Source organism: Klebsiella variicola, from assembly GCF_000828055.2.
Classification (GTDB): Bacteria; Pseudomonadota; Gammaproteobacteria; order Enterobacterales; family Enterobacteriaceae; genus Klebsiella; species Klebsiella variicola.
In genome coordinates, this window is sequence record NZ_CP010523.2 from 1,709,966 (window position 1) to 1,732,973 (window position 23,008).

General features: G+C 61.5%; 16 protein-coding genes. 5 read left to right on the forward strand and 11 right to left on the reverse strand.

Features of this window, described 5'->3' with window-relative positions:
• Positions 1-284: 284 nt before the first annotated feature.
• From baeR to SP68_RS08135, 6 genes are read right to left on the reverse strand one after another with little or no spacing between them, the layout of a single operon-like run.
• Positions 285-1,007, reverse strand: a complete 723-nt coding sequence (gene baeR, locus SP68_RS08110; protein WP_004201558.1) for an envelope stress response regulator BaeR — start codon at positions 1,005-1,007, stop codon at positions 285-287.
• Positions 1,004-2,506, reverse strand: coding sequence for an envelope stress sensor histidine kinase BaeS (baeS, locus tag SP68_RS08115; RefSeq protein ID WP_008804077.1), 1,503 nt, complete (start codon positions 2,504-2,506; stop codon positions 1,004-1,006). The genes baeR and baeS overlap by 4 nt, the downstream gene beginning before the upstream one ends.
• Positions 2,503-3,918, reverse strand: coding sequence for an MFS transporter (gene mdtD / locus SP68_RS08120; protein ID WP_023297975.1), 1,416 nt, complete (start codon positions 3,916-3,918; stop codon positions 2,503-2,505). Before mdtD ends, baeS begins: the two co-directional genes overlap by 4 nt.
• A gap of 1 nt (position 3,919) precedes the next feature.
• Complete coding sequence (gene mdtC / locus SP68_RS08125) at positions 3,920-6,997, reverse strand: multidrug efflux RND transporter permease subunit MdtC (protein ID WP_040968729.1); 3,078 nt, start codon at positions 6,995-6,997, stop codon at positions 3,920-3,922.
• Complete coding sequence (locus tag SP68_RS08130; protein WP_040968728.1) at positions 6,998-10,120, reverse strand: MdtB/MuxB family multidrug efflux RND transporter permease subunit; 3,123 nt, start codon at positions 10,118-10,120, stop codon at positions 6,998-7,000. It abuts the gene before it with no gap.
• Entirely contained in the window at positions 10,120-11,358 is a 1,239-nt protein-coding gene (locus SP68_RS08135; RefSeq protein ID WP_040968727.1) for an MdtA/MuxA family multidrug efflux RND transporter periplasmic adaptor subunit, read from the reverse strand. The genes SP68_RS08130 and SP68_RS08135 overlap by 1 nt, the downstream gene beginning before the upstream one ends.
• 342 nt (positions 11,359-11,700) lie before the next feature.
• On the opposite strand from SP68_RS08135, the gene SP68_RS08140 reads away from it, so the two are divergent.
• Complete coding sequence (locus SP68_RS08140; RefSeq protein ID WP_155869522.1) at positions 11,701-12,933, forward strand: dicarboxylate/amino acid:cation symporter; 1,233 nt, start codon at positions 11,701-11,703, stop codon at positions 12,931-12,933.
• Positions 12,934-13,207: 274 nt separating this feature from the next.
• Here SP68_RS08140 and SP68_RS08145 read toward each other — a convergent pair whose 3' ends face one another.
• From SP68_RS08145 to yegD, 5 genes are all read right to left on the reverse strand, one after another.
• On the reverse strand, positions 13,208-13,819 hold the full coding sequence (locus SP68_RS08145; protein ID WP_008804083.1) for a helix-turn-helix transcriptional regulator: 612 nt from the start codon (positions 13,817-13,819) through the stop codon (positions 13,208-13,210).
• A gap of 115 nt (positions 13,820-13,934) precedes the next feature.
• Complete coding sequence (locus tag SP68_RS28970) at positions 13,935-14,075, reverse strand: small membrane protein (RefSeq protein WP_046621842.1); 141 nt, start codon at positions 14,073-14,075, stop codon at positions 13,935-13,937.
• Between the two features lie 237 nt (positions 14,076-14,312).
• Complete coding sequence (locus SP68_RS08150) at positions 14,313-15,014, reverse strand: response regulator transcription factor (RefSeq protein ID WP_012541069.1); 702 nt, start codon at positions 15,012-15,014, stop codon at positions 14,313-14,315.
• A gap of 14 nt (positions 15,015-15,028) precedes the next feature.
• Positions 15,029-16,885, reverse strand: coding sequence for a sensor histidine kinase (locus SP68_RS08155; protein ID WP_040975961.1), 1,857 nt, complete (start codon positions 16,883-16,885; stop codon positions 15,029-15,031).
• Positions 16,886-17,174: 289 nt separating this feature from the next.
• Positions 17,175-18,527: a molecular chaperone gene (gene yegD, locus SP68_RS08160; protein WP_023322982.1), complete on the reverse strand. Its 1,353-nt coding sequence runs from the start codon at positions 18,525-18,527 to the stop codon at positions 17,175-17,177.
• A 137-nt stretch (positions 18,528-18,664) separates the two neighbouring features.
• Between yegD and alkA the strand changes: the two genes are divergently transcribed.
• The 4 genes from alkA (at position 18,665) to asmA (ending at position 22,819) form a co-directional block, all read left to right on the forward strand.
• On the forward strand, positions 18,665-19,513 hold the full coding sequence (gene alkA / locus SP68_RS08165) for a DNA-3-methyladenine glycosylase 2 (protein WP_040968726.1): 849 nt from the start codon (positions 18,665-18,667) through the stop codon (positions 19,511-19,513).
• 114 nt (positions 19,514-19,627) lie between these two features.
• Complete coding sequence (gene udk / locus SP68_RS08170) at positions 19,628-20,269, forward strand: uridine kinase (RefSeq protein ID WP_002912442.1); 642 nt, start codon at positions 19,628-19,630, stop codon at positions 20,267-20,269.
• Positions 20,270-20,359: 90 nt separating this feature from the next.
• Entirely contained in the window at positions 20,360-20,941 is a 582-nt protein-coding gene (gene dcd, locus SP68_RS08175) for a dCTP deaminase (protein WP_004151145.1), read from the forward strand.
• 30 nt (positions 20,942-20,971) lie between these two features.
• Positions 20,972-22,819: an outer membrane assembly protein AsmA gene (asmA, locus tag SP68_RS08180; RefSeq protein ID WP_022064670.1), complete on the forward strand. Its 1,848-nt coding sequence runs from the start codon at positions 20,972-20,974 to the stop codon at positions 22,817-22,819.
• Positions 22,820-23,008 lie beyond the last annotated feature (189 nt).

Genomic DNA, 23,008 nt, shown 5'->3' on the forward strand with positions numbered 1-23,008 from the left:
ACCTGGTGCGGCGAGTTGGGGAGTGTCCCCACATTAAGGGCGGGCATTGTAGCGCCGCGGCGAAGGGGAGTAAATATCAGATGGGTATCTTTCAGTATGGCTAATTTGTTTGCCATTTTGAACCTGGGCAGTGCTCACACTGACAGCACTCATAACGCCTGGGGGGGGGTAGGCTCTATGGCGTTCCCCGGGTTGCGGCGTAAACGCCTTACCCGGGCTACGGTGTGCAGATGGCGGTGAACGTGTAGCCCGGCTAAGCGCAGCGCGAGCCGGGAAAAGGCTAACTATGCCAGTCGACAGGCGTCCGCTTCCCAGCGGTAGCCAACGCCATACACCGCGCGAATAAACGACTGCTCGGCGTCCAGCGCCTCCAGCTTGCGCCGCAGGTTTTTGATGTGGCTGTCGATGGTGCGGTCGGTGACTACCCGATAATCGTCATACAGATGGTTGAGCAACTGTTCGCGGGAGAAGACCTTGCCCGGCTCCTGGGAGAGGGTTTTCAGCAGCCGGAACTCGGCGGGAGTGAGGTCCAGCAGCTTGTCGCGCCAGGAGGCCTGAAAACGACCTTCGTCGACAATCAACGGGCTCTGGGCGTCCAGCGCCTGCAGATCGCGCTGCGGCTTGCAGCGGCGAAGAATGGTTTTCACCCGGGCGACCACTTCCCGCGGGCTGTAGGGCTTGCAGATATAGTCGTCGGCGCCAATTTCCAGCCCCAGCAGTCGGTCGATCTCTTCGATTTTCGCCGTCACCATCACCACCGGAACGTCGGAGAAGCGGCGAATTTCCCGGCACAGCGTTAAACCGTCGGTGCCGGGCAGCATCAGGTCCAGCAGGATCAGGTGCGGCGGCGTCTGCCGAACGTAGGGCAGGACCTTGTCACCGTGGTTAATCAGCGTAGGCGCATAGCCGGCGGCTTGCAGATAATCAATCAGCAGCTGGCCGAGCTTCGGTTCATCTTCCACGATAAGAATGCGTGGGGTGTTTTCATCTACAGGCAATTCAGTCATACGTCTCTCGGTAAATCATGTTCCAGAGGTAACTCAACTTTAATGCTAACCCCGCCAAAAGGCGAATGGTCGGCACGCAGGGTGCCGCCGTGGGCCGCGACAATATTGAGGCAAATCGCCAGTCCGAGGCCGGAGCCGCCGCTGGCGCGATTGCGCGATCCTTCCGCCCGGTAAAAGCGTTCGCACAGGCGGGCCAGCTGCTCATCGCTGACGCCGGGGGCGCTGTCGGCGAAGTCAATCACCAGCATTCGGCCGCTGCGACGGGCGGTGATGTGCAGGCTGCCGCCGCTGTCGGTATAGCGCAGGCTGTTCTCCAGCAGATTGTTGAAGAGCTGCATCAGGCGGTCGCGGTCGCCGAAGATCATCGCCTGCTCGGGGAGCGACACCTGAATGCTCAGCTGCCGGCTGGCGAAGCGCTCGCGAAAAGCGCCCGCGGCCACCTCCAGCAGGGTGATGATATCCAGCGACGTTTTCTGGTAGGCCAGCGCCCCCTCGTCGGACATCGACAGCTGATGGAGGTCGTCCACCAGCTTGGTGAGGGTAGCCACCTCGGCCTGCAGGGAGGGGATGGACTCGGGAGTGAAGCGCCGGACCCCGTCCTGAATCGCCTCCAGCTCGCCGCGCAGCACCGCCAGCGGAGTACGCAGTTCATGGGAGATATCGGCCATCAGATCGCGACGCATCTGCTGGTTGCGCTCCAGGGTGCTGGCGAGCTGGTTAAAATCCTGCGCCAGGCGGCCGAGCTCGTCGCCGCCGGTCACTGTCACGCGGGTGGAAAAGTCGCCCGCCGCCAGCTTATGGGTGCCTTCCACCAGCCGCTTCACCGGCGCCAGCAGGCCGCGGGCCAGCGGGAAAGTGGCCAGCGCGGCAAGCAGGGTGGCAAGGGCGACAATCAGCCAGCTGGTGCGCTTTTGCTGCCGGTCGAAGTTAATATCGGTATTGCGCGTCAGCCGCTCTACCGGCGAGGCGATCACTTTGCCTACCTCCACGCCGTTGACCACAATGCTGCGCTGGGTGCCGTCCTCCGGTACGCGCTCACGGGGCCCCACCAGCACGCGGCCCGACTGATCGACCACCCAGAACATGGTGCGCCAGCCGTGGGGCGGCATTTCCGGCCTCGGCGGCGGGGTGTCGCTGGAGCCGTCGGGCGGCCCATCCGGCGGCGGCCCATCCGGCCCCTGACCCTCCATCGGACCCGGCTTCATGCCGTGTCCCGGCGGCGAACGGTCGTCGTTATCCCGTTCGAAGGTGCGCAGCAGCTGGAAGATAAAGCGGTCGTTGTTGCGCAGAAACGCCCAGCTGCCGTGCTGGGCATACTGCTCACTCAGCGCGTCGCTGAGCATGGTTAACCGCTGCTCATTACCGCGCTTGATGTAGTCGATAAACCCACGTTCGAAACTGATACGCACCGCCCAGTGCATGCTGATCAGCAGCACGATGCAGGTGGCGAAAATAGCGAGGAACAGCTTACCGGTAATGCCCGGGCGCCAAAATTTCACGATCCACTCCTGTTGCGTCGACGGATGACGGTATTAGTGCCGACGTCATCCGGTACCCGGGAAAAGATGAGCGCCGGGAGGGCGATGATCGCCGCCATGCTCAGATAGGTATAGAGAAAGACCTGATGGGTGCTGGCGGCGTCGAGGCTCATATGCTGCTGGCCATACAGCCCCAGCAGCAGCCCGGCGATGGTCACGCCGATACTCATCGACAGCTGCATCACCATCGACAGCAGGCTGTTGCCGCTGCTGGCCAGATCGTCCGGGAGATCTTTCAGCGTCAGGGTATTCATTGAGGAGAAGCGGCTGGAGTTGATCATCCCCTGCAGAAACAGGACCAGCGGCAACGCGTAATACCAGCCGGCCAGGGCGCTAAACATAAACAGCAGACTGACCGCCGCCAGGCCCAGGGTGCTGGCGACCAGCACCCGACGGTAGCCAAAGCGGTTGACCACCTGGACCACGATCCGCTTCATGCCCATGCTGCCGAGCACCATCGGGATCATCATCAGCCCGGCGTGAAAGGGGGAGAAGCCGAGGCCAATCTGCAGAAACACCGGAGTCATAAACGGCAGCATGCCGCTGCCGATGCGTCCGGCGAAGCTGCCGCCGAGGCCGAGGGAGAAGGTGCGGTTACGAAACAGGTTGAGGCTGAACAGCGCCCGGGCGTTACCGCGGGCGTGCCACAGGTACAGCAGCAGGGCGGCGAGGCCGACGGCCACCAGCCCCGCCAGCCAGCGTGACGATATACCGAGCCCTTTCTGGCCGTCCAGCGCCAGGGTCAGGGTCGCCATCCCGGCGGCCAGCAGCAGAAAGCCGGAGAGATCGAAGCGCCGGGTCTGCAGAGTGTAGTTGGGCATCAGGCAGAGGGTGGCGATGGCGCCGACGATCCCCACCGGGATATTGATGAGGAAGATCCAGTGCCAGGAGGCATACTCCACCAGCACCCCGCCCAGCGCCGGGCCGAGCAGCGGGCCAACCTGGCCCGGCAGGGTGACGAAAGTCATCGCCGCCATGTACTGATCGCGTGGGACGATCTTCATCACCGTCAGGCGACCCACCGGCACCATCATCGCGCCGCCGACCCCCTGCAGCACCCGCGCCATCACCAGCTGGTCAAGGGTGCTGGCCTGGGCGCAAAACAGCGACCCGGCGGTAAACAGCACGATGGCGGTGAAGAAGATATTGCGCACCCCGACCCTGTCGGCCAGCCAGCCGCTGGCCGGGAGCATGACCGCCACCGTCAGGACATAGGAGACGATGATCATATGCATATGCAGCGGGCTCTCCCCGAGGCTTTTGGCCATCGAGGGGAGGGCGGTGTTAACGATGGTGGTGTCCAGCGACTGCATAAAGAAGCCGAACGCCACTATCCATAGCTGCCAGCGCACGCTGGCCGGGAGGTCTGTCATGTTATTCGCTTACCGGTTGAGAGGAGTGACGCGAAAAACGCAACCGCAGACGGTCAAAGAAAAGATAGACCACCGGCGTGGTGTAGAGCGTTAACAGCTGGCTCATCACCAGACCGCCGACGATGGTGATCCCCAGCGGCTGGCGCAGCTCAGAGCCATCGCCCCCGGAGAGCACCAGCGGCAGGGCGCCGAACAGCGCCGCCAGGGTGGTCATCATAATCGGCCGGAAACGCAGCAGGCAGGCCTGGAAAATCGCCTCTTCCGGCGCCAGATTGCCGGTGCGCTGCGCCTCAAGGGCAAAATCAACCATCATGATGGCGTTTTTCTTCACGATGCCAATTAATAACATGATCCCGATAAGGGCGATTAGGCTGAACGGGGCATCGAATATCTCCAGCGCCAGCAGGGCGCCCACCCCGGCGGAGGGCAGCGTCGAGAGAATGGTCAACGGATGCACATAGCTCTCATACAGCATCCCCAGCACGATATAGACCGTAGCGATAGCCGCGAGGATCAGGATCACCTGCGCGTTCATGGTCTGCTGGAACACCTGAGCGGTACCGGCAAAGGAGCCGCGTACGGTGGACGGCACGCCGAGCTGGGTCATCGCGCGGTTAATTGCGTCGCTGGCTTCCGACAGCGAGCGGCCGGTGGGCAGGTTAAAGGAGATAGTGGACGCCGCCGACAGCCCCTGGTGGTTCACCGACAGCGGGGCGTTGGCCGGTTGCCATTTGGCGAAATAGGCCAGCGGGATCGGCTTGCCCTCGCTATTGATAACAAACATCTTGTCGAGGGCGCTGACGTCCTGGGTATAGGCCGGATCCACCTCCATCACCACCTTGTACTGGTTGAGCGGCTGGTAGATGGTGGAGATTTGCCGCTGGCCGAAGGCGTTGTTCAGCAGGTTGTTGGCGTCCTGGACGCTGATGCCGAGGCGCGACATCGTGTCCCGGTCATAGACCAGGTCCATTTCGGCGCCATTGTCCTGCTGATCCGAGTTGACGTCCGCCAGCTCAGGCAGCGCCGCCAGCGCTTTGCGGATCTTCGGCTCCCACTCGCGCAGCGCCGACAGGTCGTCGGACAGCAGGGTGTACTGATAGCTGGCGTTCGACTGCCGGCCGCCGACGCGAATATCCTGCACCGCCATCAGGAACAGGTTGGCCCCGGGCTCGTTGGCCAGCTTTTTGCGCAGCCGGTCGATCACCTGCTGCGCCGTCTCGTGGCGCTGGTCGCGCGCCTTGAGGGTGATAAACATCATCCCGCTGTTGACCCGCGAGCCGCCGGTAAAGCCGGTGACGTTATCCACCGCCGGATCTTCGCGAATGATCTTCATAAAGTCCTGCAGCTTGCCGCGCATCGCCTGGAAGGAGATGCTCTGGTCGGCCTGAATGCCGCCCATCAGCACCCCGGTGTCCTGCTCCGGGAAGAAGGTTTTCGGGATCGAAATGTAGAGCCAGACGCTGAGGGCGATGGTGCCGAGCACCACCAGGCCGGTCAGCCGGCTGTGCCTGAGCACCCATTTTAACGATTTCCCATAGCCGCCCTGCACGGCCACCAGCAGGCGGCCAAAGCCGCGGTTGCGCGTCGGCTGGTGGGGCTTACCGCTTTTCAGCAGCCAGCCGCACATCATCGGCGTCAGGGTGAGGGACACCGCCAGCGAGATGCCGATCGCCACCGACAGGGTGACGGCGAACTCGCGCAGCAGGCGGCCGGGCAGGCCGCCCATCAGCAGCAGCGGCAGAAACACCGCCACCAGCGACAGGCTCATCGACAGCACGGTAAAGCCGACTTCGCGGCTCCCCTGCAGCGCCGCCTGCAGAGGTTTCATCCCCGCTTCCAGATGGCGGGAGATATTCTCCAGCACCACGATAGCGTCATCCACCACGAAGCCGGTGGCGATGGTCAGAGCCATCAGCGACAGGTTATTGAGGCTGAAGCCGCACAAATACATCGCGGCGAAGGTACCGATTAAGGAAACCGGGACGGCGACGGCCGGGATCAGCGTGGCGCGCCCCGAGCGCAGGAACAGGAATACCACGAGGATCACCAGCGCCACCGATATCACCAGCGTCTGCTCCACCTCCTCCAGCGAAGCACGGATGGTCGGCGAGCGGTCCTGGGCGATCTGCAGGTCGATAGCCGCCGGAATGGTCTGCTGCAGCTCCGGCAGGCGGGCGCGGATGCTGTCCACTGTCTGGATAATATTGGCTTCCGGCAGTTTGCGGATCATCAGCAGGATCGCCGGTTTGGCGTTGGTCATCCCGGCGTTGCGCACGTCCTGCACCGAATCCGAGACGGTGGCGACATCCCCCAGTCGCACTGCGGCGCCATTCTGGTAGTGGACGATCAGCGGCTGATAGTCGGCGGCGGTCTTCAGCTCATCGTTGGTCTGCACCTGCCAGCGGTGCGCGCTGTCCTCCAGCGCCCCCTGCGGTTTGCGCACGTTAGCGTCGCTGATGGCGGTGCGCACCGCGTCCAGCGACACGCCCTGGTTGAACAGCGCCTGCGGGTTGAGGTCGACGCGCACTGCCGGCAGGGAGCTGCCGCCGACGTCGACATCACCCACGCCGTCAATCTGCGCGATGGTCTGCGCCAGCTGGGTGGAGGCGAAATCATACAGCTCACCCTGGGAGTAGGTGTCCGAGGTCAGCGTCAGGATCATGATCGGCGCATCCGACGGGTTGGCTTTGCGGTAGGTCGGCCGGCTGGGCATCCCGCTCGGCAGCAGGCTTTGCGCGGCGTTGATCGCCGCCTGAACGTCGCGCGCCGCGCCGTTGATATCGCGGTCGAAGTTAAACTCAAGAATGATGCGCGTACTGCCCAGCGAACTGGAGGAGGTCATCTCATTGACCCCGGCTATCCGTCCCAGGGAGCGTTCCAGCGGGGTGGCCACCGACGAGGCCATGGTTTCCGGGGAGGCTCCCGGCAGCGAGGCGCTAACCATGATCACCGGGAAGTCCACCTGCGGCAGCGGGGCTACCGGCAGCAGCCGGAAGCCGAGAATGCCGCATAGGGTGATGGCCAGCGAGATGAGGATCGTCGCCACCGGGCGGTAAATGAAGAGGGCGAAAAACTTCACTTACGCCTCCTCTTCCTGACGCGGGAAGCGGCGCTTCAGGTGCAGCGACAGGCGGTCGAACAGCAGATAGATCACCGGGGTGGTGAACAGGGTCAGCACCTGGCTGAGCATCAGACCGCCGACCATGCCGATCCCCAGCGGACGCCGCAGCTCAGCGCCGACGCCGGTGCTCAGCATCAGCGGCAGGGCGCCGAGCAGGGCGGCGAGGGTGGTCATCAGGATCGGCCGAAAACGCAGCAGACAGGCCTGGTAGATCGCTTCCCGCGGCGGCATGCCCTGTTCGCGTTCGGCGGCCAGCGCGAAGTCGATCATCATGATGGCGTTCTTCTTCACGATGCCGATCAGCAGAATGATGCCGATGATGGCGATCACGTCCAGCTCGCTGCCCGCCAGCCACAGCGCCAGCAGCGCCCCGACCCCGGCGGTGGGCAGGGTGGAGAGGATCGTGATCGGATGGATAAAGCTTTCATACAGCACCCCCAGCACGATATACATCGCCACCACCGCGGCGACCACCAGCCAGACGGTGCTGCCGAGCGCCGACTGGAAGGCCAGCGAGCTACCCTGGAACTGGGTGCGGATATCGGTCGGGAAATCCAGCGACTGTTCGGCGGCGAGGATCGCGTCCACCGCTTCGCCCAGCGAATAGTTGTCCGGGACGTTAAACGAGATGGTAGTCACCGGGAACTGATCGAGGTGGTTCACCGACAGCGGGGTAAAGCGCTGCTCCACCGTGGCGATGGCGGTCAGCGGCACGATGCCGCCGTCGCTGCTGGTCAGGCGGATATTATCCAGCGCCGCCAGGCCCGGCGTCGCCTCGGTATCCTGCTCGAGCACCACGCGATACTGATTCGCCTGAGTGTAAATGGTGGAGATCAGCCGCTGGCCGAAGGCGTTGTACAGCGCGTTATCGACATCGGCCATTGAGATGCCGAGGCGGCTGGCGCTGTCGCGATCCACCTTGATATAGGCGGCCAGGCCTTTGTCCTGCCAGTCGCTGCTGACGTCGGCCAGCTGCGGCTGGGCCTGCAGGCGGCTGAGCAGCGGTGGCACCCAGGTACTCAGCGCCTCGAGGGAGTTTGCCTGCAGGGTGAACTGGTACTGGGTGCGGCTCACCGTGGTGTCGATGGTCAGATCCTGGGTCGGCTGCAGGTAGAGCGCCACGCCCGGGACGCCGTCCACCGCCTGCTGCAGGCGGCTAATCACCGTCTGGACGCGGTCATCGCGTTCATCCAGCGGCTTGAGGTTGATCTGCAGACGGGCGCTGTTCAGCGCCGGGTTGGTGCCGTCGACGCCGACGAACGAGGTCAGGCTCTCCACGGCCGGATCCTTAAGGATAATGCTGGCCACCTGCTGCTGGCGCTCGGCCATGCTGGCGAAAGAGACCGACTGCGGCGCCTGGAGGGTGCCCTGAATAATGCCGTTATCCTGGATCGGGAAGAAGCCTTTCGGGATAAAGACCCACAGGATTATCGACAGCGCCAGGGTGCTCAGCGCGACGCCGAGCGTCAGCCACGGATGGTTCAGCACCCGGCTCAGCCAGCGGCCATAGACGGCGATCACCCGTTCGAAGAAACGCTCGCTGGCCCGGGAGAAACGGTTCTGCTTGCGCAGCGATTCGTGGCTTAACATGCGGGCGCACATCATCGGCGTCAGGGTCAGGGAGACCACCGCCGAGATAAGAATAGCGACGGCAAGGGTGACGGCGAATTCGCGGAACAGACGGCCGACGATATCGCCCATAAACAGCAGCGGGATCAGCACCGCGATCAGCGAGAAGGTGAGGGAGATAATGGTGAAGCCGATTTCCCCGGCGCCTTTCAGCGCGGCGGCCAGCGGCTTCTCGCCTTTTTCGATATAGCGCGAGATGTTCTCGATCACCACGATGGCATCATCCACCACAAAGCCGGTGGCGATGGTCAGGGCCATCAGCGTCAGGTTATTGATCGAGAAGTCGAGGAACACCATCACCGCGAAAGTGCCCACCAGCGACAGCGGCACCGCGACGCCGGGAATAATGGTCGCCGGGACATTGCGCAGGAACAGATAGATGATCATCACCACCAGGGCGATGGCCAGCATCAGCTCAAACTGGGTGTCGCGCACCGAGGCGCGAATGTTGGTGGTCCGGTCGGAGAGGACCTGCACCTTCACCGATTTCGGCAGGCTCTCGGTGAGCTGCGGCAGCATCTGGCGAATGCTGTCGGCGGTGTCGATGATGTTGGCCCCCGGCTGACGCTGAACGTTCATCACGATGGCCCGCTGCTGGTTGGCCCACGCCCCGAGCCAGCTGTTTTCGGCCCCTTGTTCGACGCTGGCGACATCGCCGAGACGGATCGGCGCCCCGTTCTGATAAGCGATAATCAGCCGGCGGTAATCCTCAGCGGACTGCATCTGATCGTTAGCGGAAAGCGTCACCGCGCGGGCCGGGCCGTCGAGGCTGCCTTTCGCGGAGTTAACGTTGGCGCTGGTGATAGCGGTACGCACGGTTTCGCTGGTCAGGCCGAGGGCGGCGATGGCCTGGGCGTTAAGCTTCACCCGCACCGCCGGGCGCTGACCGCCGGCGAGGGTCACCAGACCGACGCCGGAAACCTGGGAGATCTTCTGCGCCACCCGCGTCTCCACCATGTCCTCTACCTGGGTCATCGGGATCGCGGAGGAGGTGACGGCGAGGGTCATGATCGGCGGATCCGCCGGGTTCACCTTGCTGTACACCGGCGGGTTGGGCAGAGCGCTCGGCAGCAGGTTGGTGGCGGCGTTAATGGCCGCCTGCACTTCCTGCTCGGCGACGTCCAGCGGCAGGGTTAGCTGGAACTGCAGCGTGACGACCGAGGCGCCGCCAGAGCTTTGCGACGACATCTGCTTAAGGCCGGACATCTGGCCGAACTGGCGCTCCAGCGGGGCGGTGATAGCGGAGGTCACCACGTCCGGGCTGGCGCCCGGATAGAGGGTAACCACCTGGATGGTCGGGTAATCGACCTCCGGCAGGGCGGAGACCGGCAGGAAGCGGTAGCCGATGATCCCGGCTAACAGGATCGCCACCATCAGCAGAGTGGTGGCGACCGGACGCATAATAAACAGCCGGGACGGGCCGCCGGTGCGGCCTGGGGGTAACACCTGCATCAGGAACGCGCTCCGTGTTTACCGCTCTGGCGTGGAGCGGGCTGCACCTGCTCGCTGCCGCTGGCGGTGACAACTTCCACCTTCGCCCCCTCGGTCAAGCGGTCAATCCCGTCGGTGACCACGCGATCCCCGGCGGAAAGCCCGGCGCTGATGACCACTTTCTGGCTGTCCTGGATGCCGGGCGTCACGCTGTGTTTGCTGACCTTATTCTCATCGTTCAGCACCCACACAAAATGCCCTTCGTTGCCCATCTGCAGGGCGGCGGCGGGGATCACCACCGCGTTCTCTTCGGTATCCACCAGCAGGCGGGCGTTAACGAACTGGTTGGGGAACAGCGCGTCATCCAGATTGCTGAAGCGCGCCTTCAGCTTAATGGTCCCGGTGGTGGCATCGATCTGGTTGTCGAGACTCAGCAGCTCGCCGACGCTGATTTTCTGCTTATTGGTGCGATCCCAGGCTTCGACGCTGAGCGCTTTGCCCGCTTTCTGCGCCTGCACCACCGTGGCGATGCTGTTTTCCGGCAGGGTGAAGACCACATCGATCGGGTGCGTCTGGGTGAGAACCACAATCCCGGTGGTATCTCCGCTGGAGATCTGGTTGCCAATATCCACCTGCTTTAAGCCGACGCGGCCGTCAATCGGCGCGGTGATGCGGGTCCAGTCGAGCTGCAGCTGGGCGCTGGCGACGGCGGCTTCATCGGCCTTTACGGTGCCAGCGGATTCCACCACCAGCGACTGCTGGGTGTCGAGCTCCTGGCGGGAGACGAGGTTGGTTTTCACCAGCTGCTGGTAACGGGCGAGATCGCGGCGGGCGTTCGCCAGGGTGGCGTTATCTTTCGCCAGCTGACCCTGCGCCTGGGCGAGGGCGACTTTAAACTGGCTGGGGTCGATCTGCGCCAGCAGGTCGCCGGCTTTGACCTGCTGTCCCTCCTGGAAGTGAAGACTCAGCAGCTGGCCGTCGACCCGGCTGCGCACGGTCACGGTATTGGCCGCCGTCACGGTACCCAGCCCGGTGAGATAGCGCGGCACCGCTTGCTCGGTCGCGGTCGCCGCCTGCACCGGCGCCAGCGCGCCGCCGAAACGGCCATGACGCGCGCCGCCCGGCCCCTGCGGGCCTTGTCCTGCTGCGGGAGCGCTGCTGCCGCTCGTACCACGATCGTGCCAGAACCAGTAGGCGGCTCCGGCGATAATCACTACCGCCAGCGCGGCGCCCCAACGACGTATGTTACTGCCTTTCATTAGTTTACGGTCTCATCCTGAAGCGTTTCGCTGAATGATACTAGTTTAGTGAGGGAAGGGGCCGTAAAAATGGAGGAATTATGAAAAGAAGGTTGAGAAATGTCTGGATAACCGCCGCGACGCCGGGCGGTCTCGTTGGAGATTTCCGGGGTGATATCAACTTTTAGTTTAAAAAAGTAAAAAATAGTTGTATCCGGGAGGGCTTTAATTAGATTTATGCGGTGAATAAATCTGTGCATTTTCATAATAATAACATATGCACTTAAAAATCAACGTGTTAAATAATCAGGGGTCATTGCTGTGGCAAACGCAAACAAACTCACGCTCTTCATCGTCATTTTTATGCTGATGGGGATCCTCTCCGGCGCGGCTATCCATGCCTACGCGACGCCGACCACCATCTCCGCCTGGGCGGACAACATTACGCTGCTGACCGATCTGTTTCTGCGGTTGATCAAAATGGTCATCGCGCCGTTGGTGTTCAGCACCCTGACGGTCGGCATTATGCGTCTCGGCGAGACGGCGACCATTGGCCGGGTAGGCGGGAAGGCGATGGTGTGGTTCATCACCTCCTCGGTATTATCCATTCTCGTCGGGCTGGTGATCGTCACCTTCCAGCACCCGGGCGCCGGGTTAAACCTGGCGGTGCCGAAAGAGGCGGTGGATACCGGCCTGGCGGTCAGCGGCATGAGCCTGAAAGGATTCCTGTCGCACACCATCCCCACCAGCATCACCGAGGCGATGGCCAACAACGAGATCCTGCAGATTGTGGTGTTCTCGATGTTCTTTGGCATCGCCGGCGCGTCGCTGGGCGAGAAGTTTAATGCCCCGCTGGTGGCGGCTCTCAATGTGGTGTCGCACATTATGCTGAAGGTGACGGGCTACGTGATGTACGTTGCGCCGCTGGCTATCTTCGCCGCCATTTCGTCGGTGATTGCCTCCCAGGGGCTGGGGATCCTGCTCAACTACGCTTCGTTCATCGGCGGTTACTACCTGGCGGTGCTGTTGACCAGCGCGGTGCTGATTGCCGTTGGTTATATGGTGCTGAAGAAAGAGGTCTTCCGTCTGCTGAACATGCTGAAGGACCCGGTGCTGGTCGCGTTTACCACCAGCAGCTCCGAAGCGGCCTATCCGAAGACCCTTGAGCGGCTGGTGAAGTTTGGCTGCTCGCGCAATATCGTCTCGTTCGTCCTGCCGATTGGCTACTCGTTCAACCTCGTGGGCTCGATGGTCTACTGCTCCTTCGCCGCGATGTTTATCGCTCAGGCCTATAACGTACCGCTGAGCTTTAGCGAGATTACGGTCATGATGCTGACCCTGATGCTGGCCTCGAAAGGCATCGCCGGGGTGCCGCGCTCGGCGCTGGTGGTGCTGGCGGCCACGATCCCCAGCTTCAATATTCCAGTTGCCGGGATCCTGCTGCTGATGGGTATCGACCATTTCCTCGACATGGGGCGCTCCGCCATCAACGTGTTGGGTAACGGCATTGCCACCGCCATGCTGTCGAAAAACGAAGGTCTGCTGACCGACGAGGAAGCACAGCCGGACTGGGAAGCCGAGAAAGCGGAAGCCTGATCCTGCTGCGCCCTTTCACAGAGGGCGCCATTCCGCACGGAAAAAAAGACCCCTGACAGGCACGTCAGGGGTAATGTGACGAAGTATCAGTTTTCCTCGTAACTAGTCTTTTTTCTTATATAAAAACGCGCGGTAACGTCTTTATACCGAGGAAGCGTCAGAGTTTAACGTTATGTTCGGCAGCGCTGGCGCTTTTTTAGCATCCTGCGGCTATTTTCGGATTCCAGACAATGTCACTACGGGAATATCTTATTCTCTTCTGTTCGCTATTTGCCTACCAGCGCTCACGTAACAGATTCATAAACTGGAAAAAGTCGTGATTATTATTCAGGCTGTATTTTTCCATAATCTTATTCTTATGGTAAGCGGCGGTGCGGGGACTGACGCGCTGCAGGGCGGCGATTTTACTCATGTCCAGCCCTTCAAGAATACCGTGCACCACAGCGGTCTGCGACCGCGACAGGACACGATGCGGGCAGCTGGCGCAGCTCAGTTCCCGGCTCGTGGCGTCAGTGGCCGACGGGTCCATACAATGCTGTAGTTCGCTTTTAATGATCGCCAGCAGTTGTGGAATACTGGCCGTTTTCAGCGAGACAAAAATGACTCCTTTCAGGCAATTAATCATGAAATCGTCTTCCGGTAGCTGGTCGTAGCTGTGGAGGATAATCAGGGAGCTGCCTTTTTTTCTGTTTTTAATCAGGGTATTGCACAGATAGATTTCACCAGGGATCACTTCGCATATAATAATATCTTCGTCTGACAGGTCGTTATTGCGCCAGGAGAAACGGGCCCGCATATCGTCCCGGGAGAGATCATTAACCATGGCCACCAGCGATTCACGTACAAAGGTGTTGCGGGTATTGATGGTGACATTAATGTTTCTCATGGCGTTATTTCCTTATGCAAAACATAACGCCATGCTGTGACAAATCCTCCGGGCGTATGCGGTGTGTTGATTTTATAAACGTACCTGTAATCGTTTTTAATTATTATAAAGTGAATTATTTACGACGCGTCGAACGCTTATCGTTAAACGTAAACTTCTGCCGTCTCCTGTCTTTTAGATAGGAAATAAAACTGTATACAGAGATGCTGAAGAAAAATATGCATAGCAATAATATTAACCACGTTTGCATGGCCATCGTTTTTACCTTGTTTGTGCTGCATGGTGTCAGAATTTACCGCGAACGGCTATTACGTTTTGTTATATGTTTTCCTGTCCACTGAAAATCATACGACATCATCCTGATGTGCTAGCACTATAAGAAAGTTCTTAAGCACGTCGTCAGTCTCATTCCTCTCATTTCTCTCAGAAAATGAGAAAAATTAACACTTGCGAGTTATTCACACCCCGCGCAGCGGCCAGATCGCGCTTTCGATCAGGAAATAAACGCCAGTCCTTTGCCAAAGATCGCTCGTACGGGCAGGTGGATCCCTTGCTGGCGCGCCTTATGGCGCAGGCGGCTAATCACCACGTCGATGCGGTGCAGGTCAGGCTCGCTGTCGTGGGAAAACAGGCAGGCATGGAGATCCAGCTTGCTGCACACCTCGTTGCGATTGCGCATTAACAGCTCCACCAGACGGTACTCCTGCTGGGTTAACTCCAGCGTCCGGGCATCGGGAGAAATCAGTTTATCCTCATGCAGACGCCACAGTCCGGTGGCGGCGGATGACGCGGTGCCGGGCGCCTCCGATGGAAGGGCGGCGGGTCGATCCTGCTGCAGGCGGGCGCCAAGGGCGGTGAGGGTCTCCGCAAGGTGGGCGAAGTTAACCGGCTTAATCAGGTAAGCATCGGCCCCAAGGCTGAGCGCCTGCAGTTTATCCTGCTGCTGGCCGCGGGCGCTGACCACCACCAGACCGTAATGCCCCAGCTCATGCAGGTAGCTCAGCACGCTGAAGCCATCTTCCCCGGGCAGGCCGATATCAATCAGCACGATGTCCACCGGATGGCTATGCAGTTGTCGCCAGAAGGCTTCGGCGCTGCGCGAGCCCCACACCTCGAAGCCGCGATAGCCCAGCCAGGCCAGCAGTTCATCCAGCAGATCGGCGTTATCTTCAATTATCGCCAGCCGTAAAGCCATACGTCGTTCTCCTCTTAAGCAACTGTCGGGAGGGTGAGAATAAAGGTGCAGCCGTCCGGGCCATGCTCGGCCAGCCACAGTTTGCCATCATGAGCCTGCACGATCTGACGCGCAACATACAGTCCGAGACCGGTGCCGCCCGGCACCGGCGACGTGTGCTCGCCGCGGCGGTAGCGCTCAAAGATCAGTTCCGCTTGCCCGTCGGGCAGGCCCGGGCCGTGGTCGCGAATGCGCAGCTCGGTATGCCCGGCTTCGGAGCGGATATCGATGGCGATTTCACCGGGGGGCGAATACTTCACCGCGTTATCCAGCAGATTGGCGATGGCGATGCACAGCAGGCCGGCATCGGCCTGCAGTTGCGGGCTTTCCACCGCGCCGTGATGGCGGATGTTCAGGTAATGGTCGTGGGAGATGGCCACCACCGAGGCGGCCATGTTGATCACCGACAGCAGGGCGATCTGCTGGCGATCGACGTGCAGGTCGTGTGAGGCGAGCCGGGCGTCGGCGAGGCAGTTATCGGTGAGCTGCACCAGACGGGTGGCGGCGCGCCCGATGCGATCGAAGCGCGCCTCCTGGCTGGCCGAGGCGGCCGAGAGGCGGAGATTTTCCAGCGCCGCCTGGATCACCGCCAGCGGCGTGCGGAATTCGTGCGCTACCATGCCCATAAACTGTCGCTGATGGAAGCTGGCTTCACGCTCAATCTGCAGCTCACGCGCCAGGCGCTGCTTCTGCTCCAGCTGGCGGTTTTCAGCGCGCACCCGCAGGATGGCAATGATCAGCACCGTAATGATGTGGACGATCAGCGCATACTGCCAGAGGGAATAGATCGCCATATGGAACGGGATTATCCCGTGGATCGACAACTGCACCAGCACCGCGGCGGCGACGTAGAACGGCGGCAGCAGACCCAGCAGCAGAGTGTTACGGTCGATGGCTTTTTTGCGCCACAGCCACCAGGAGGTGAACAGCAGCACCGGGGTGATAATGATGAAGATCACCCCTTCAATCTGCATCGCGAAGCCGTAAAACCCCAGTGGAATGCTGCACTGCAGCACCAGGTTGAGCACCACCGCGGCGATCAGTAGCTGATGAAGCCGCGGCATATTCTTCTTCAAATCAAAAATCTCGCTGTGCAGCCAGAGGGCGGTGGCATAGCTGAACAGGGAGAGGCTGCTGATCATAAAGTCCTGGAACGGCAGCGCCGCGTGGCCGAAAAACCACTCCGGGAAGCCGTGCAGGGCGGCCACCAGCGGATAATTGAGCGAGAAAAGACAGATGCCCCACAGCAGACGCCGGCGCAGGGCTAGCGCCAGCCACAGCGCCACGCCGCTGGCGACGGCGGCCAGGCCGAAGTAGAAGCTCCAGAAAGCGGTGTCGGCGGTCGCCCGCTGCACAAATTCCTGCGGCGAAGAGAGCGAGGCCAGCAGGATCAGGGTGCTGGTGCTGTGCAGGCGAAAGACCACCTCATAGCCAGCGGCGGTTGGCGGCGGGGGGATAATCAGCACGCTTTCCCGGTAGTGCAGGTCGCTCTCGCGGGCGACGTCGCGGTCGCCAAAGGTGCGCTGTTCCCAGGGGGCATCGCTGCCCAGAGGTCGGTAGTAAATGGTCAGATGGTCGACAAAAGAGGGGCCCAGCTGCAGCCAGCGCGGCTCCCCGGCAAACCACGTTCCCGGCAGCTCGCTGCGCAGCCACCAGGTTTTTCGCGAATAACCAAAGGAGGGGATCTGCCGGGTGGTGGCGAGCTGGTCTGTGGGCAGGGCGGCGAAGCGATCGATGGTCATCTGGCCGCTGGCGTCCGCGTACCACTGGACCGGAATATCAATGCCCACCTGGCCCGTCGCCGCCTGCGCCTGTGGGGCGACCAGCAGCAAGAATAATCCACAGCTGAGCAGCCAGCCTGCCAGGAACTGCGGCCGGCAACGCCGGACCGCTGCGAAGATCGCAGACACCCTTTTCAATCACGCCCCCTTGCGGCATGCCAACGATACAGACCGCAGACATCTGGCTACGGTATGGATAATACGCCCCCTGAAATGGGGAAGAGTGGACAGGCCTGTCCGGACGAACAGGCCATTTTGCGTGGGAGACCAGGAATATTCCAGCGTAATCTGCAGCGCCACGATCAGGACAGACCTGCTGCGCGGCGGCAACGGGCTGGGGTTAGCGGAAAACCACCTGCGCCCAGCGGGCCAGCCCGGCGGTTACCGAGCCAAAATCATCGCCACCGGCCAGCGGAATACCCGGCAGCTGGGCGGCCAGCGCCTTTTTGATCAGCGGCGAGCGGGCGCTGCCGCCGGTAAGATAGATCACGTCCGGGGTGGTCTGGCTGCTGTCGAGCGCGAGCTGCACCTGTTCCATAATGCGGGTCAACGGTTGATCCAGCGCCGCTTCCAGACCCTGCTGGGCGATGGCGGTGGCCAGCTCGTCCTGAATAAACGGCAGCGCGGTTTCGACGCTGGCGGCGCTGGAGAGGGCGATTTTGCTCTCTTCGGCGCTGCGCACCAGACGATAGCTGAGACGCTGGCGCCAGACCTTCAGCAGCAGAGCCACCTTGTCGGCATCCCGGGCGCTGCGCAGCAGATCGTTAAGCAGACGGCCGTTGGCGGTGCTGTAGAAATCGCTCTGCGCCGGCACGTCGTTGATGGCCACCGCGTTCCACCACGGGAGGATCGGCAGCGCAGTGCCTTTCTCCGTTTCGCCGCCCATACCGAGGAGGGGCATCAGGCATTTGAAGGCCAGGGCAATGTCGAGGTCGTTGCCGCCGATGCGGCAGCCGCTGTGGCCGAGCAGGCTCTGCTGGCGGTCGGCGCGCTCCCGCCACTGCGGGCCCATCAATAGCAAGGAACAGTCGGTGGTCCCACCGCCGATATCGACGACCAGTACCCGCTTTTCTTCATTGAGGGTGGCTTCGAAATCGAGCCCGGCGGCAACCGGTTCAAACTGGAAGACCACATCGCGGAAACCGGCGCGGAGAGCCGCCCGCTCAAGGATCCCCTGCGCCTGGGCGTTCGCGTCGTCGCCGCCGAGGCCCTGGAAGTTAATCGGTCGGCCAATCACCGCCTGGTCGATCTGCTCGGGCAGCTGGCTTTCGGCCTGCAGTTTGATGTGCAGCATCATGGCGCAGACCAGGTCTTCAAACAGGGCCACCTGCTGCGGCTTCAGCCCGCTGGCGCCGAGGAAGGATTTTGGCGATTTAACGAAGTAGACCTCTTCCGGATCTTCAACATACTGATGCAGCGAGGCGAGACCGAACTGCACGCTGTTGCGCAGCACCTCGATGTCTTCGTCGCGGTTGGCGGCAATGGCCCGGCGCAGCAGCGCCTGGTTTTCATCGCTGTGGGTGGGGACGTCATGATGGCGATAGAGCCACTCGCTGACCGCTTCGCGCGTTGGCGCGCAGAGCATCGAGGGCAGCAGCGCGCTGCCGTTTTCCAGTGTCAACAGCTGAGGGGTGTTTTCCCGCATCACGGCCACCGAACAGTTGGCGGTGCCGTAGTCAAAACCAATAAACATCGTCTGCAAAATCCCCATGCCGGTGAAGAAGGGGGGCGACTTTAGCGGATCGTCGCCAAGCCGACAACTGGAATTTAAAAGCAAGGCGCTGACGGTCAAGGGCGACTATCATTGAAACGCTATATAAAGGAGAGCTTATGGAGCTGTTACCCTGGACCCCGCCTTACGACTGGGCGTGGATGGTTGGTTTTCTGCAGGCGCGTGCCGTCGCCGGCGTCGAGCGCTTTGATGAAGGAGGCTATAGCCGCAGCTTTGGCGTTGAAGGGCATCGCGGGCTGATTCATCTGGCGCCGGACGAGGAGGCGCAGGGCCTGCGGGTGACCCTCTCCCCGGGGCTGCAACCGGTGGCGGAGATCTGCTATGCGCGAATTGGCCAGCTGTTTGATTTAGCCTGCGACCCGCGGCAGGTCGCCGGGGCGTTGGGCTCTCTGGCCGAGGCGCGGCCGGGGCTGCGCCTGCCGGGGGCGCTGGATGCCTTCGAACAGGCGGTGCGGGCGGTGCTGGGCCAGCTGGTGAGCGTGGCGATGGCCGCCCGGCTCACTGCCAAAGTGGCGGCTGGCTGGGGCGAACCGCTGACGGAGGCGCCCGGCTATGTGTTATTCCCGACGCCAGAGGCGCTGTCCCGGGCCGACCCGCAGGCGCTGAAGGCGCTGGGAATGCCGCTTCGGCGTGCGGAGGCGCTGATCCACCTCGCCCGGGCGGCGCTCAGCGGCGAGCTGCCCCTGACGGCGCCAGCGGACATCGACGCTGGGCTGCGTCAACTGCAGAGCCTGCCCGGGATTGGCCGCTGGACGGCAAACTACTTTGCTCTGCGCGGCTGGCAGGCGAAAGATATCTTTTTGCCGGATGATTACCTGATTAAACAGCGCTTTCCGGGAATGACCCCGGCCGCCATCGCTCGCTATGCCCGTCGCTGGCAGCCGATGCGATCGTATGCGCTGTTGCATATCTGGTATACCGATGACTGGATCCCGGCGGCGGAATAGCCGTCCGGGGCGCATACCACTGGTATCGGGACGCTGAAATCCCTATAATTGCCGCGTTTGGCGGTCCGCCGCCACCCTCCATCTCTATCCAGGTTAATCAGGTCGCAAAAATTTATGACTGATATGTCCCATCAGTGCGTCATTGTAGGTATCGCCGGCGCATCGGCTTCTGGCAAAAGTCTTATTGCCAGTACTCTCTATCGCGAATTGCGTGAACAAGTTGGCGACGAACATATTGGCGTCATTCCGGAAGACAGCTATTACAAAGATCAAAGTCATCTGTCGATGGAAGAGCGCGTCAAAACCAACTATGACCACCCGAGCTCAATGGACCACAGTCTGTTGTTCCAGCACCTGCAGATGCTGAAAAGCGGCCAGCCGATTGAACTGCCGGTCTATAGCTACGTCGAGCATACCCGCACGCCGAACACCATTCACGTCGAGCCGAAGAAGGTGATCATTCTTGAAGGGATCCTGCTGCTGACCGACGCGCGCCTGCGTAACGAGCTTAACTTCTCTATTTTCGTCGACACCCCGCTCGATATTTGCCTGATGCGCCGTATTAAGCGCGACGTTAACGAGCGCGGCCGCTCCATGGACTCGGTGATGGCCCAGTACCAGAAGACTGTGCGCCCGATGTTCCTGCAGTTTATTGAACCGTCGAAGCAGTATGCCGACATCATCGTGCCGCGCGGCGGCAAAAACCGCATCGCGATTGATATTCTGAAGGCCAAAATCAGTCAGTTCTTTGAATAACCTGGCCGAATTGTGTAACGTGCAAAGAGTAGCCCTGTTGCCCTCTCCGCCGCGAAGCGTGCGGGAAGCAGCCTTATAAGGAGAAAGCCCATGCGTCTGTGTGACCGAGATATCGAAGCCTGGTTGGATGAAGGGCGACTCGCCATCAATCCGCGCCCACCCGTTGAGCGTATTAATGGCGCGACGGTTGATGTACGGCTGGGTAATAAATTCCGCACCTTCCGCGGCCACACGGCGCCGTTTATCGATTTAAGCGGTCCGAAGGCCGAGGTCAGCGCCGCGCTGGACCGCGTGATGAGCGAAGAGATTGTCCTGCCGGAAGGGGAGGCCTTTTTCCTGCATCCGGGCGAACTGGCGCTGGCGGTGACCTATGAGTCAGTCACCCTGCCTGCCGATCTGGTGGGCTGGCTGGACGGACGCTCCTCACTGGCGCGGCTGGGGCTGATGGTGCACGTTACCGCGCACCGCATCGACCCGGGCTGGTCCGGCTGCATCGTGCTTGAGTTCTACAACTCCGGCAAACTGCCGCTGGCGCTGCGCCCGGGAATGCCTATCGGCGCGCTGAGCTTTGAGCCATTATCGGGCCCGGCGGCCCGGCCGTATAACCGCCGTGAAGACGCCAAATATCGCGACCAGCAGGGCGCGGTAGCGAGCCGAATCGACAAGGATTGATAACGTCAACGGGGTGTTGCTGAGGGTGCCATGAGACGAATACTGACAACGCTGATGATCCTGCTGGCGGTCATTGTCGCCGGGCTTACCTCGTTGGTATTGCTGGTCAATCCCAACGATTTTCGCGCCTATATGGTGCATGAGGTGGCAGAGCGCAGCGGTTATCAGCTTGAACTCGATGGCCCGCTGCGCTGGCACGTCTGGCCGCAGCTCAGCATTCTCAGCGGACGCATGACGCTGACCGCCCGGGGCGCTGAAGAGCCGGTGATCCGCGCCGACAACATGCGCCTCGACGTGGCGCTGCTGCCGTTGCTGTCGCACCAGCTGCAGGTGAAGCAGGTGATGCTCAAGGGGGCGGTGATCCAGCTGACCCCGAAAACCGAAGCGGTTCGCGATAGCGCTGCGCCGGTGGTGCCGCATGACAACACCCTGCCGCAGGCCCCGGAGGACCGTGGGTGGTCCTACGACGTGCGCCAGCTGCAGGTGGCCGACAGCGTGCTCTTCTTCCAGCATGAGAACGGCGAGCAGGTGACTGTGCGTGATATCCGCCTGCAAATGGAGCAGGATGAGAATCACCGGGCCACCGTCGACTTCTCCGGCCGGATCAACCGCGACCAGCGCGACCTGGCGCTGAGCTTCTCCGCTACCGTGCAGGGCGGCGACTATCCCCACTCCTTAAAAGCCGACTTTAGCCAGCTAAGCTGGCAGCTGCGCGGCGCCGAGCTGCCCCCTGATGGCATTAATGGCCAGGGCAGTCTGCAGGCCAGCTGGCAGGAAGATGGCAAAACTCTGCGCTTTGACAACCTGAATCTGATGGCCAGCGGCAGTACCCTTACCGGCAACGGCAGCGTGGTGCTGGGGGATCGCCCGGACTGGTCGCTGGATCTCCACGCGACCACCCTGAATCTCGACAGCCTGCTGGCGCCCTCCTCGCCAGCGACCGACAGCAGCGCCAGCCAGCAGGGCCAGAGCCAGACGCGACCGCTGCGTCCGGTGATCGCCGACAGCGATGAGCGCGAAGATTACCAGAGCCTGCGCGGCTTTAACGGCCGGATGGCCCTGAGCGCCGACCAGTTGCAGTGGCGTGGCCTGAACTTCACCCAGGTGCAGAGCGAAATCAGCAACCAGCAGGGGCTGCTGACGGTCAGCAAAATGCAGGGCAACCTCGACGGCGGGCAGCTCTCTCTCCCCGGCACTCTGGATGCCCGAGGCGACACGCCGCACGCGACGTTCCAGCCGGCGCTGCAGAATGTGGAGATCGGTTCGCTGATCAAAGCCTTTAACTATTCATTAAACCTGACCGGCAAGCTGTCGCTGACCGGCGAGTTTTCCGGAACGCGCATTGACGCGGATGATTTCCGCCGTCACTGGCAGGGGCAGGCCCAGCTGCAGATGGCCGATACCCGTACCGAGGGGTTGAATTTCCAGCAGCTGGTGCAGCAGGCCGTGGAGCGCAGCACCAACGTGCGGGCGCAGGAGAATTACGACAATGCCACCCGCCTGGATTCCGTGAGCAGCCAGCTGACGCTGGATAACGGGGTGGTGACGCTGAACCGCCTGCAGGGGCAGTCCGACGTGATGGCGATGACCGGCGAAGGTCAGCTTGATCTGCAGAAAGAGAACTGCGATATGCGCTTTAACGTGCGCGTGCTCGGCGGCTGGAAAGGGGAGGGCAAACTTATCGACCGCCTGAAACAGACCGCCATCCCGCTGCGCATCTACGGCGACTGGCAGTCGCTGAGCTACAGCCTGCAGGTTGATCAGATCCTGCGCAAACAGCTACAGGATGAAGCGAAGCAGCGTCTCAACGACTGGGTTGAGCGTAATAAAGGCAGCAAAGAGAGCAAAGACGCCAAAAAGCTGCTCGATAAGCTGTAATCTCCACCACCGCGGCCCGGGCCTTCCGGGCTGTGAGATTGTCGTCAGAGGGTGATGTCATGTTGATGCCGGGTGGCGGCTGCGCCTGACCCGGCCTGGGTTGTGCGCAATATCATCCGTTTGCGTCGCCAATTAATGTAGGCCTGATAAGCGCAGCCCCATCAGGCAGTGTGGCAGGTGTAGAGCCTC